This window comes from Nocardia sp. CC201C, assembly GCF_030010695.1.
Lineage (GTDB): Bacteria > Actinomycetota > Actinomycetes > Mycobacteriales > Mycobacteriaceae > Nocardia > Nocardia otitidiscaviarum.
In genome coordinates this window covers 1-10,541 of record NZ_JASCXP010000255.1, presented here as the reverse complement: position 1 = coordinate 10,541, position 10,541 = coordinate 1, and the positions used below count along the sequence as shown (strand labels likewise).

Genomic DNA, 10,541 nt, shown 5'->3' with positions numbered 1-10,541 from the left:
GGGGTCGGCCCCGACAGGCCCGCAGCGGTCACGTACGAGATCAGTGGCCCGAACGCTGATGAGTTCCGAGCGATGATCGAACGGTCCTGATCCCCTGGAGGAAGTAAACCCTCGGACGAGGGCGAGGGAGGTTTGTGGGTCCAATTGTGGACTCGGTGAGATGCAGTCACTGGGGCTCGAATGGTCGGTTCGAATCGGGTGGTCAACGCGGACGAGACGAATTCGATCTCGGTAGTAGAGGCTAAGGAGGAAGGGGCCGAACGGACTAGAAGTCGTGGACGAGTCAGGCAGTCAGCCAGTCGCGTCGAAATCGTTCGCGATCCGGAACTGGGCTGTTCGACCATACCCAACCAGTCACTCCGATTGCCATCGCCATCGTGTGCTCGGACAGATTGGAAACGGCAGTGAGTAGGTCATCGAAAGTGTGGGTCTCCACTATCGGTGGCCCGCCGCCATGAAGGTGTCTTATCCGAACGACTTCGCCTTGAACGTGATAGTCGTAGTGCGCGGAGGCGTTCCGGATGATCGGGCGTACATTCTCAGCCAACTCGGGACACTCAACAGCTAAGTCGGCTCGCACCTTGCTGAACGGAGCTGTTCCGGCCGTCGCAGGGCTGAGAGCAGTGAGAGAGCCGCGCGCCACTTTCAGTGCGTCCAACACAACGTTTCCGTACGCCCGATACGGGCCTTCTACTATCTTTGCTCCGACATCCAGCAGGTCGTCGACCCACCCTGGTCGTAATCGATCGTCGGCTTCCAGGAGTTGAGTCAGCCGCTGGTGCTGGACGATTAGCCTTCGCCAAGCTGCCGAGCACGTCGCCAACATGAAGTCGAAGTCATCGATCCAATGAGCATTCGTGGCAGCCGCGGCGTCGAACGCGGACCGGACTGCTACAGCGCGACGCTCACGGCGTTGTTGATCGTGCATCCCCCTGGCGACTGTCACGAGCGGAATTAGCGGCCGGAGCATCACCGGGTCTCGCTTAGCAACGGCGGCCATTTCGGGGAAAACCGATATCAGTGAGGATCCGCTCGTGCTGGCAATCTCGTCGATCTTGAGCGGTGTCATCAGGCCGGCAGCCTGAACGATAACGTCGCATGCGGAGTTCAGCATCTCTTGACCATTGCGCATCCGTTCGCGGGCGACCTCCACGGTCGGGGCGGTCAACGTGGTGAAGAATCCGACCGTCGCTGAGCTGAAGAGCAGCACGCCAGTAGTCAACGCGCGATGTGTTGCGAGCAAGGTTGGGGGGGATGGAGTTGATTTCAGTTCTACTGCGAGGTCGAGCATCTCATTTGTCAGCGCCAGTAAATTCGACCAAGCAGTCACCGTGTGGGGTGCGGCGGGGTCATCGAAGTCGCCTTCTCCCATATGCAGCGGAAGTCGATCTGCCCACACCATAGTGGTTTCGAACGATGTCACGAGCCACCGCCGGAAGTCATCGGCGGTCATACGGGCACCGCTGTCGGAGAATTCCAGGTTCTGTACAAACTCGAGTCGTTCCTGCTGCCAGACCAGATCGGCGCCGAAATGTTGTGCGCGGGCCTCTGCCTGCCTATCGACCAACTCGAGTTCGGTACCGCACTTCGAGCACTGATCTGTAGCGCTGTCGGCGCCCCCCTACGACCTGCCCACAGCTCTCGCATCCGAAAACCGTGAAGCTTATACGAAACCCTGTGGTAGTTTTGGGCTTTTCGCCAGGTATCAGCTCGGTTGAGCCGCAGATTGCGCAACTGCTCAGGATATCGGTGGTGAGCTCAGCGCCACACGCTGTGCAGAGTTGCATTCGGCGGGCCTCCGTGGCGTTCTGCTACTTCGATGGGCGGCCAGATCAGATCGAACGCTCTGGGCGTCCCTGTGTCGTTCGCAATCAAGCCATACTGGGGTTGTTGTAGTCAAACATGATTCGGCCCTGTGGCTTCGGCACGCTAGACCTTCGTATGAGCGCGGCCGTAATGGGCTATGGGACGCCCTAGGCGAATCCGTGCAGAACGGCGTCGACCACGGCGTCGGCGAAGGCGTCGTCGAGGGTGGGCGAATGGAGGAGCCAGCGGTTAGTGAGGGGGGCGTAGAGCATGTCGATGAGGAGGGGGAGGTCGGCGTCGTGGCGGAGTTGGCCGGCGTGTTGGGCGCTGCGCAAGCGGGTGAGGATCGCTTCTTGGGTGGGTTGTTGGAGTTTCTCTCGGTAGGTAGCGGCGAGGGCGGGGTCGGCGATGACCTCGATCATCACGGCGCGGATCGGGGCGCTGAACGCGGGATCGGCGAATTCGGCTGTGGTGGCGCGCAATACCGCTTTCAGGTCCGCGGCCAAGTCGCCGGAATCCGGGAATTCGATCCCGGTGCCGTCCGGGTGTTCACTCACCGCGAGCAAGGAGTCGAGCACCACCGCGCCCTTGGAATCCCACCAGCGGTAGATGGTCTGCTTGCCGACCCCGGCGCGGGCGGCGATCGACTCGATGGTCAGCTTCGGGTACGGGACCTCGCCGAGCAGGGCGCGGGTGGCGTCGAGGATGGCGATGCGCGAACTCTCGCGGCGACGGGTGGGGGCGGGGTGGGTGGCCATGGGATCCATTTTAACAAGACGGCACGTCTCGTATTGGCTCGTTGGGATGCCGTGGGGCGCACTCCCACCATTTCGCCTCCGCACCGGGCCGATCGGCTGCCGGAGGCCGGTCGAGCCAATGGTTGGATGGGCAATGTGAGTACAGCCGGAACCAAGGGCGTCCCGCGCGCGGAACGGGAGCAGTCGATTCTCGATGCCGCCGTGGCCGAGATCGGGCGCGTCGGCTACGCGGGGCTCTCGCCGGTGGAGGTCGCGCAGCGTGCCGGTATCTCCAAGCCGCTGGTCTACACCTATTTCCAGTCCAAGGACAAGCTGTACATTGCCTGCGTGCGCCGTGCCGCCGCGATCCTGTCGGAGGCGATCGAGGGCGCTATCACCGCGGGCAGCGATCCGGCGATGGCGCAGCGCACCCTCGACGCGCTGTTCGTCGCACTGGAGCCGCGCCCGCACGACTGGACGGTCCTGTTCGACAGATCGCATCCCGAGACCGGCCCGGCCGCCGACGCCGTCCGGACCGCGCGTCGCGAGATCGCCGCCCAGGCCGCCCGTGGGGTCGCCGCTGCACTGCGTGCGACCGATCTCACCGATCCGATGGATCTGTCCGCGCTCACCGACGTCTGGATGGGGACGGTGACCTCACTCGTGCTGTGGTGGCAGCGCCACCCCGAGCAGACCGCCGCCCAGATGAGCGCCCGCAGTCGCCGCCTCATCGGGGCACTCGTCACCGCGGCCACCGGCTGACATCGACCATCCGTACAGCGCTTCGGCGGAAGCGGGAACTCCACGCTTGGCCGAGTGCGGCCACGCCCACCGTGTCGGCCGCAAGGGCCGTCGGGGGAAGAGCGGGCCGCGTCGTCGAGGGCGACCGGAGGGTCGCCTGCCGCGAATCAGTGACAGATACCCGCGAAGCACTGCACGTAATACTGTGCTCCGGTCGACTGGTCCGATGCCGGGATGGACTCACCGATCTTGCCGCCGATCGCACCGCCGAGCAGTGTCGCGCCGATAACGACGAAGGGTAGGGCGAGCAGGCCGACTCCGAAGGTGGCGATCGTGATGATCAGCATGGCCAGATTGCCCAGAGCAGCGCCGGCGAACGCGCCCAGAGCGATACCGATGTAAGTGTTCATCTCGCGCGGACTGGGGTTCTGTACCCAGTATCCGATGGGCGTCGCCGTCAGTACGGTGCCTGTCGGGTCGATGACCGGATCCACCATTACCTCGCGGTCATTCAACATGGCGCGTAACGGAACCTGGTCGACCACCGACCCCACCGTGTCCAGCACCGAGACACCATCCGCCGTGAGCGCGAAGGTTCCGCCCTCCAGCGTGGTTTCGACGGTTCCGTTGTCGCGCTTCACCATGGTGAATTCCACTCCGTGATCGGTCCCGGAGACCGTATCGGGACCGGTGACTCGCACCACGTCACCTTGTGGAGTGAAATCCGGTGTGCCATGGGCGGTTCCGCTCGTGACAACCACCGCTGCAATCGCCAGCAGCGTAGTCGCCGCGAGCTTCCTCATTCTCATTGAATGTTCCTCCCCGGCGCAGTTCTCGCGCCGGGGTCACGGTAGCAGTGGAGTGGCCGACTGGTTCTCCAATTAGGCATGCGTGCAATGGAACTCGTACAGCAGAGGCTGGAGGCGAACAGCGCGGTGTAGTGCCTGCCCGGCGCGGCCAGCGGGTTCGTCAGTGGGGGAGCGGCGCCGCGGCCAGGGCTGCCCGTGCGGCCCGGTCGAACGGGGTGGTGTCGCCGGTGGCGCGGCAGAGGATCTGGGCGCCTTCGAGCATCGTGATCAGGAGTTGGGACAGGTCGGCGGCGTCGGACGCGGGCATGCCCGCGGCGGTGAGGGCGGTGGTGAGCTGGTCGGCCCACGCGGTGAAAGTCGTTGCGGCGAGACGGCACAGGTCGTCGGTGTCGGCGGGTGTGGTGACGGCCGCGACGGCGCAGCCGCGGCCGTGGGTGGCGTCGGCGATCACCGGGCGGGCGAAGGTGAGGAAGGATTCGACCACGGCGCGGGGGGTGGGGCCGGAGAGTTCGGCGAGGCGGTCGGTGACCTCCCGGCCGTGCAGGCGGGCGGCCTCGGCGACCAGTTCGGATTTGCCGCCCGGGAAGTGGTGGTAGATCGCGCCACGGGCGGCGCCGCTGTCGGCGAGCACCTCGGTGAAGGACATGCCCGAAAGCCCGTGGCGGCGTAGGGCGTCCACGGCGGCATCGATCATGCGAGCCCGGGTGGGTTTGGTCATGGGCGGCGACTCCTCGGCTTGACTAGTACGGCCATACTAGTGCACGATGCATTCGCTAGTACGTGCGTACTAGAGATGGTCTATACAGACAGGATTCATCCGTGCCTTTCACCGTCATCGCACCCCGCGGCGTCCTCACCGAGGCTGGCGAGAAGGAACTCGTGCCCGAACTCGTCCAAGCCCTGATCGACTTCAGCGGGTTGGCCGGGAACGCCTTCTTCGCGCCGGTGGTCGGCGGCCACCTGCACCTTCTCGCACCCGAACATGTCCATACCGGGGGCGTGAACCGACCCGTACTGCTGATCGAACTGAAGCTGCCCGGAATCGGTCTGCCCACGGTGGCCGACCGAGCCGCGTTCATCGCCACGGCGACCGAGATCGCCGCCCGCCATACCGTGCCGGACCATCCCGTGGCCGACATCTGGATCAATATCGGCTACGCCGCCGCGGGCGGGTGGGGTATCGGCGGGGTCTCCTACACCGACGAGGCGCTCGTCTCCGCCATCACCGCCGCGAGCTCCGCGTCCTGAACGACCGCGACAGTCCGTGCCATCCGTCCGCGGTGGGTGACACGGATTGTTCCGACATGAAAGAGGTTGCGTGACAACGACTCTCGTTGGTCGTTCGATCGAGGCTCAGGCCGCCGCGGTCTCGCGGGTGATGCCGGCGCGGATGTCGGCGATATAGGCGTCCGGGTCGGTGCGGATGCGGTCGATGACGGATTGCAGTGGGGCGGAATCGGATTCGTGGCGCATGCTCCACAGCGCCATGTCGAAGAGCACGGGCAGTACGTCCACGGCCTTCTCGGTGGGGAGGTAGTGGACCTGATTGCGCCGGCCGGTGCCGCGGCGGCGCACCATATCCGCCGCCTCGAGGCGCTTGAGGCGGTCGGTGAGGATGTTGGTGGAGATGCGCTCGTCCGATTCCAGGAATTCGGCGGGTCGTCGCTTGCCGAGCAGCAGCATGTCGCGCAGCAGCAGCAGGGTCCAGGGGTCGCCGAAGAGCTCGAGGAAGAGGTTCATCGGGCAGGTCGATTTCCGGTCGCCGCGCTTCATGTCGTCAGTCTAGGCGTTAACTATTGCATCATGCAATTGTTGACGTTAGAGTCGTCGCTGCGGCGGCCGCTCGGCGCCGCATCCAGCGAGCGAGGAATCCCCATGCAGCAGGACGTAATTCGCACCATCGCCGCCATGACCGAAGCCTTCCAGCGCGGCGATGTCGACGCGGTGCTGAGCCACTACACCGAGGACGCCGCCGTGGCGTTCGAACCGGGCAAACCGGTATCCGGCGACGCCGCCCTGCGGGCCGGTTTCGAAGCCTTCGCCGCTGTCACGCCCGTCTTCCACTACGACCGCGGCCACGATGTCATGATCAGCGGTGATGTCGCCGTCCATATCGCGCCCTGGACCATGACCGGCACCGCCCCCGACGGCACCGCCATCACCGAACGGGGCTTGTCCGTGGCGACACTGCGCCGCCAACCCGACACCACCTGGAAGATCGCCGTCGACAACCCCTACGGAGACCATTTGCTCACCGTCACGGACTAGCGGTCCGCACCCGGCTCACGCCGGTCGGGTTCGATCAGGCGGGGCAGCCTTCCGCCATCGGCTGCCGACGACAGCGCCGATCCGTGCACGTCACCGATCGAGGAGTTCGCGCAAGCGGGACAGGGTGCCCTTCCAGCCGCGCTCCATGGCGTTGCGGGCCATCTTCTGGCGGCGGTCCTCGATGTCGAAGCCGGTTTGGGTGAGGAGGAGGCGGGTGCCGCGGCCCTGGGGGTGAATGGTCCAGTCGACTATCCAGCGGGCGGGGTAGTCGGCTCGGAGGTCGATCCAGCGGAAGGTCAGTCGGGTGGCGGGTTCGGCGGTCAGGACCTCGCAGGCGATCTCGCCGGGTGGGCGGGTGGGTAGGGAGAAGATGAAGTGGGTGCCGACGGCGGGGGCGAAGCCGACCGAACGCAGCAGCCACTGCTCCAGAAGATCCGGATCGGTCAGCGCGTGCCAGACCGTGTCCGGCGGTTGTGGGAAGAAACTGCCGATCTCGACGGCAGCGGGGTTCAGCTCCGGATCGGACATCATCGACGAATCACCTCAACGCACCCAGCCATGCCACCACCTTTCCATGGGTGGCGGCGGGCTTCAGGTATTCGAGGCGGGTGCGTGCCGGGTCACGCGTGCGGTGCGATGCCGAGCTCGTCCAGCAGGCCCCGCACCCGCCGTTCGATCTCGTCTCGGATGCCGCGCACGGCGTCGACACCCTGCCCGGCCGGATCATCCAGCTTCCAGTCCAGGTACCGCTTACCCGGGAAGTAGGGGCAGGTGTCGCCGCAGCCCATGGTGATCACCACGTCGGAATCCTGGACGGCGTCGGCGGTGAGGATCTTGGGGGTCGCCGCGGAGATGTCGATGCCGAGTTCGCGCATGGCGGCCACGGCGGCCGGATTGACCTGGTCGGCGGGTGCGGATCCGGCGGAGCGGACCTCTACGCGGTCCCCGGCGAGGTGGGCCAGGAAGGCGGCGGCCATCTGCGAGCGCCCGGCGTTGTGGACGCAGACGAAAAGCACACTGGGAGTAGTGGTCATTGGTGGATGGCGTCTTTCAGCGTAGCGGGCGGTCGTCGTCGGCATGCGGGACGACGACATTGTCGGCGGTGTCCGGCGTGTCCGGGTACAGGGTCACGATGAGCGCCAAACCCAGTGCGCCACCGATGATCTGGGCGGATATGAAGGCGGGCGCCGACGCGGGTGCGATACCGGCGAAGGTGTCGGAGAAGATCCGGCCGACCGTCACTGCCGGATTGGCGAACGAGGTGGAACTGGTGAACCAGTACGCCGCGCCGATATAGCTGCCGACTGCGGCGGCCGACAGCGCGGCGCGCCCGGAGCGGGCCAGCGCGAAGATCACCGCGATCAGCCCGGCGGTGGCGACCACCTCGCCGACCAAATGTCCGGTGGTGACACGATCGCGACCGGAGATCTGCAGCGGGGACAGGTCGAACATGATGTTCGCCAGCACCGCTCCGAGCGCGCCGCCGATGAGCTGCGCGCCGATGTAGGCGGGCAGCTCGGTGGTGCTCAGACCGGTGCCCCGGCGTCGGCCCGCCAGCCAATCGGCCGCCGACACCACGGGGTTGAAATGCGCGCCGGACACCGGGCCGAAGATGAGGATCAGCACCGCGAGGCCGAAGACCGTGGCGGTGGAGTTCTCCAGCAGTTGCAGGCCCACATCCTCCGGCGACAACTGCTGAGCGGCGATGCCGGAGCCGACGACGACGCACACCAGCAGCGCCGTCCCGACGAACTCGGCCAGCAGCCGCCGGGCCAGCGTGCTCATCGCGCCGCCTCCGTGCCGCCTCCGAGTAGCTGCGAAAGCTGGTGCAGTGCCGCGGGTTCGACGCGGTAGTACACCCAGGAACCCCGCCGCTCACTGCTGAGCAGCCCGGCCGCGCGCAACACCTTCAGGTGATGGGAGATGGTGGGCTGACTGACATCGAAGCCCTCCGACAGATCGCAGACGCAGGCTTCCTGGCCGGTGTGGCTGGCCACCACGCTCAACAGCCGCAACCGCACCGGATCCGACAGCGCCTTGAACACCGCGGCCAGTTCGGTGGCCGCCGCGGTGGTCAGCGGTTGGCGAGCCAGGGAGGTGACCTCGCACCCGGGCGGGCCCGCCTCGAGCAGCGGCAACTCTCGATTAGACACACATCGATATTGATGGTTGTCGAATCAGCGGGCAAGCAAACATCCGGTGAACATGCGGTGGGTCAGGGAGCGGTGGCGGCCATGGTCTCTGCGCGGCATCAGCCGGTTGGGTTGATCGCGAAGCTGATGCAAGTGTCGGAATCGTATGCGCGACAAGGTACCTACGATTGCAGCCCTGGCCCACGACATCGTCGAACAGTCACGGTCTCAGTTTGCGCGCTGCGGGCGAGTTCGATGAAGCGCTCAGTAGGATTGGGAACGGAACTCTGCCAGCAGCGCTTTCTTCATCTCATTGGACAGGCCGGGAGAGGGCTGGTGGTTCAGCGCGTTGATGGTGTGGCGCAGTTGGTCGAGATAACGGTCGCACCCGTCGCAATCCTGCAGATGGGCGAGGAACCGTCGCTCTTCTTCCGCACTCAGGGCGCCTTCGAGAAAGTCGGTGACCTGTTCGATAATTTCGATGCAGTGAATCTTCTCCATCAGGGCACCTTCCTGTCCATTCGCCGGTGGGTGTTCTCGGCCGAGGCGAAGTACTCCTCCAGTCGTCCTCGGACGAAAGCACGCGCACGATGCAGTAATACTCGCTCGTTGGCCGCGGAGATCTCGAGTATCTCGCGGACCTCATGCGACCCGTAGCCGAGCACATCGCGCAGGTTGATCACCATGCGTTGTCGAACAGGCAGAAGTTCGAGCGCTTCGGCTATCACCGCGCGCACCTCGTCGTCGAGCAAGGCCTGCTCCGGTGAGGGCCACGGTGTCGGCGGCGACCACCAGTGACCTGCGTACGACTCTCCCTCGCGTCGAAACAACGCGGAGTCGACCGTGGGTCCGGTGTCTGTTGCCAACGAGCTCATCGGAACACTACGAGCTTCCTGGAGACCACGGCGTTTGGCCGTGTTGACCAAGACGCGGTATACCCAAGTCTGCAAGGAGGAGCGACCTTCGAATTTGTCGATGCCGCGGATGACGGCGATCCAGGTTTCCTGCACCACCTCGCAGGCCGACTCGTGGGTCGAGACGTAACTTCTGGCTACCTGGATCATCCCACCTGACCATTTGTCCAAGACGAGCTCGAACGTGGCCGCATCACCGTTCCGCAAGCCGGCGAGCAGGCCGGCTTCCTCTATGGCGTTCGATTTCGACATCCGTGTCTCCAGGTGTGCGAGACGATAGGGCTGCCGGGCTTCGCTCGCTGGCGATCAGATCCATGTATGTCGCCCCGCGTTCGCGGGCGTGATCGAGAATCGAAGTACAGCCGCTGCGACCGCCGGATCACCGACGAGTAGGACACTGGTGTCTCCGCCCGCGATCAACGTCGACATCGGCCCGCCATGTCGGATCAGGGGCGGGATCATTGTATTCCCGGTTGAAATCCACCAGCAGCTGGGCGGCGGCGGCCATGTTCTTCGCCTCGGCAGGTACCAGGCGCACCAACGTGTCGCTCGGGTCGGCTACACCGGAATGGTTCATCGCTTGCCCCGCACTGTCGCGGCCACACGGGAGTCCAATGACGCCCAGCCTGCTCCGGTCCAGGTCAGAGCCAGTGCGACGAGCAGCATTGCCGGCGCGACGCCGAGGTGAAAGTAGCCGCCCTCTTGTATCCCGGCGGTGCAGATCGCGCCCACCATGGTGACTGCGAGCCCGGCAGCGGCCAGACGGGCACCGAGGCCGAGGACGAGCAGCGCCCCACAGCCCAACTCGAGCACGCCGACCAGAATGACGATCAGGGCCGAATCCGGGAAGCCCCACTCCACGAACGCGGCCGCTTCTTCCTCGTAGTAACTCGAGAACGGAAACTTCGAGGTGGAGGCGAGGATGAAGAACGCGCCGACCACGATTCGCACGATCGCGACTGTGACCGCCCAGCGTCCGGACACCCGGCTTTCCAGCATGCGGAGCGCCCAGGCCTGGTCGGCATCGCCGCCGCCCCCCCGGGCGGCGCCCCCCCCGCCCGGGGGGGGGGGTTGGGGCGGGGGGGGGGGGTGTGGCGGCGGGGCCCCCCCACGCCACCACCCATCCGCACGCTG

At 65.6% G+C, this 10,541-nt stretch carries 15 protein-coding genes; 3 read left to right on the top strand and 12 right to left on the bottom strand.

What is annotated here, in order from left to right:
* Positions 1 to 283: 283 nt before the first annotated feature.
* Together QK444_RS23805 and QK444_RS23800 are read right to left on the bottom strand one after the other, a co-directional pair.
* Positions 284 to 1,567 (bottom strand): hypothetical protein, encoded by a 1,284-nt coding sequence (locus tag QK444_RS23805; protein WP_282783842.1) that lies wholly within the window; start codon positions 1,565 to 1,567, stop codon positions 284 to 286.
* A gap of 406 nt (positions 1,568 to 1,973) precedes the next feature.
* Positions 1,974 to 2,564, bottom strand: a complete 591-nt coding sequence (locus QK444_RS23800) for a TetR/AcrR family transcriptional regulator (protein ID WP_282783840.1) — start codon at positions 2,562 to 2,564, stop codon at positions 1,974 to 1,976.
* Positions 2,565 to 2,699: 135 nt separating this feature from the next.
* Between QK444_RS23800 and QK444_RS23795 the strand changes: the two genes are divergently transcribed.
* Positions 2,700 to 3,305: a TetR/AcrR family transcriptional regulator gene (locus QK444_RS23795; RefSeq protein WP_282783838.1), complete on the top strand. Its 606-nt coding sequence runs from the start codon at positions 2,700 to 2,702 to the stop codon at positions 3,303 to 3,305.
* A 146-nt stretch (positions 3,306 to 3,451) separates the two neighbouring features.
* Here the strand turns inward: QK444_RS23795 and QK444_RS23790 are convergent, their stop codons facing one another.
* Together QK444_RS23790 and QK444_RS23785 are read right to left on the bottom strand one after the other, a co-directional pair.
* Entirely contained in the window at positions 3,452 to 4,087 is a 636-nt protein-coding gene (locus QK444_RS23790; RefSeq protein ID WP_282783836.1) for a hypothetical protein, read from the bottom strand.
* 166 nt (positions 4,088 to 4,253) lie between these two features.
* A complete protein-coding gene (locus QK444_RS23785; protein ID WP_282783835.1) occupies positions 4,254 to 4,811 on the bottom strand; it encodes a TetR/AcrR family transcriptional regulator in 558 nt (185 codons plus the stop codon).
* A gap of 101 nt (positions 4,812 to 4,912) precedes the next feature.
* On the opposite strand from QK444_RS23785, the gene QK444_RS23780 reads away from it, so the two are divergent.
* Complete coding sequence (locus QK444_RS23780; protein WP_282783833.1) at positions 4,913 to 5,341, top strand: hypothetical protein; 429 nt, start codon at positions 4,913 to 4,915, stop codon at positions 5,339 to 5,341.
* A 105-nt stretch (positions 5,342 to 5,446) separates the two neighbouring features.
* Here the strand turns inward: QK444_RS23780 and QK444_RS23775 are convergent, their stop codons facing one another.
* Positions 5,447 to 5,866, bottom strand: a complete 420-nt coding sequence (locus QK444_RS23775) for a helix-turn-helix domain-containing protein (protein ID WP_282783831.1) — start codon at positions 5,864 to 5,866, stop codon at positions 5,447 to 5,449.
* A 102-nt stretch (positions 5,867 to 5,968) separates the two neighbouring features.
* On the opposite strand from QK444_RS23775, the gene QK444_RS23770 reads away from it, so the two are divergent.
* The gene (locus QK444_RS23770) at positions 5,969 to 6,361 is read left to right on the top strand and encodes a nuclear transport factor 2 family protein (protein ID WP_282783829.1); all 393 of its coding nucleotides are present in this window, start codon (positions 5,969 to 5,971) and stop codon (positions 6,359 to 6,361) included.
* A gap of 90 nt (positions 6,362 to 6,451) precedes the next feature.
* Here the strand turns inward: QK444_RS23770 and QK444_RS23765 are convergent, their stop codons facing one another.
* The 7 genes from QK444_RS23765 to QK444_RS23735 form a co-directional block, all read right to left on the bottom strand.
* Entirely contained in the window at positions 6,452 to 6,892 is a 441-nt protein-coding gene (locus QK444_RS23765; RefSeq protein WP_039816997.1) for an SRPBCC domain-containing protein, read from the bottom strand.
* Positions 6,893 to 6,981: 89 nt separating this feature from the next.
* Entirely contained in the window at positions 6,982 to 7,395 is a 414-nt protein-coding gene (locus QK444_RS23760) for an arsenate reductase ArsC (RefSeq protein WP_282783826.1), read from the bottom strand.
* A gap of 16 nt (positions 7,396 to 7,411) precedes the next feature.
* Complete coding sequence (locus QK444_RS23755; protein WP_282783825.1) at positions 7,412 to 8,146, bottom strand: MIP/aquaporin family protein; 735 nt, start codon at positions 8,144 to 8,146, stop codon at positions 7,412 to 7,414.
* Positions 8,143 to 8,514: a metalloregulator ArsR/SmtB family transcription factor gene (locus tag QK444_RS23750; protein WP_282783822.1), complete on the bottom strand. Its 372-nt coding sequence runs from the start codon at positions 8,512 to 8,514 to the stop codon at positions 8,143 to 8,145. Before QK444_RS23750 ends, QK444_RS23755 begins: the two co-directional genes overlap by 4 nt.
* Positions 8,515 to 8,757: 243 nt before the next feature.
* A complete protein-coding gene (locus QK444_RS23745; RefSeq protein WP_282783820.1) occupies positions 8,758 to 8,994 on the bottom strand; it encodes a zf-HC2 domain-containing protein in 237 nt (78 codons plus the stop codon).
* Positions 8,994 to 9,659, bottom strand: a complete 666-nt coding sequence (locus QK444_RS23740) for a sigma-70 family RNA polymerase sigma factor (protein ID WP_282783818.1) — start codon at positions 9,657 to 9,659, stop codon at positions 8,994 to 8,996. The genes QK444_RS23745 and QK444_RS23740 overlap by 1 nt, the downstream gene beginning before the upstream one ends.
* 321 nt (positions 9,660 to 9,980) lie before the next feature.
* Positions 9,981 to 10,358: a DoxX family membrane protein gene (locus tag QK444_RS23735; protein WP_282783816.1), complete on the bottom strand. Its 378-nt coding sequence runs from the start codon at positions 10,356 to 10,358 to the stop codon at positions 9,981 to 9,983.
* Positions 10,359 to 10,541 lie beyond the last annotated feature (183 nt).

Excerpts from the sequence above, each read along its gene's own strand:
- QK444_RS23800 (WP_282783840.1), bottom strand. The coding sequence starts at position 2,564 with ATGGCCACCCACCCCGCCCCCACCCGTCGCCGCGAGAGTTCGCGCATC.
- QK444_RS23785 (WP_282783835.1), bottom strand. The coding sequence starts at position 4,811 with ATGACCAAACCCACCCGGGCTCGCATGATCGATGCCGCCGTGGACGCC.
- QK444_RS23760 (WP_282783826.1), bottom strand. The coding sequence starts at position 7,395 with ATGACCACTACTCCCAGTGTGCTTTTCGTCTGCGTCCACAACGCCGGG.
- QK444_RS23770 (WP_282783829.1), top strand. The coding sequence starts at position 5,969 with ATGCAGCAGGACGTAATTCGCACCATCGCCGCCATGACCGAAGCCTTC.
- QK444_RS23740 (WP_282783818.1), bottom strand. The coding sequence starts at position 9,659 with ATGTCGAAATCGAACGCCATAGAGGAAGCCGGCCTGCTCGCCGGCTTG.
- QK444_RS23745 (WP_282783820.1), bottom strand. The coding sequence starts at position 8,994 with ATGGAGAAGATTCACTGCATCGAAATTATCGAACAGGTCACCGACTTT.
- QK444_RS23765 (WP_039816997.1), bottom strand. The coding sequence starts at position 6,892 with ATGATGTCCGATCCGGAGCTGAACCCCGCTGCCGTCGAGATCGGCAGT.
- QK444_RS23790 (WP_282783836.1), bottom strand. The coding sequence starts at position 4,087 with ATGAGGAAGCTCGCGGCGACTACGCTGCTGGCGATTGCAGCGGTGGTT.
- QK444_RS23775 (WP_282783831.1), bottom strand. The coding sequence starts at position 5,866 with ATGAAGCGCGGCGACCGGAAATCGACCTGCCCGATGAACCTCTTCCTC.
- QK444_RS23755 (WP_282783825.1), bottom strand. The coding sequence starts at position 8,146 with ATGAGCACGCTGGCCCGGCGGCTGCTGGCCGAGTTCGTCGGGACGGCG.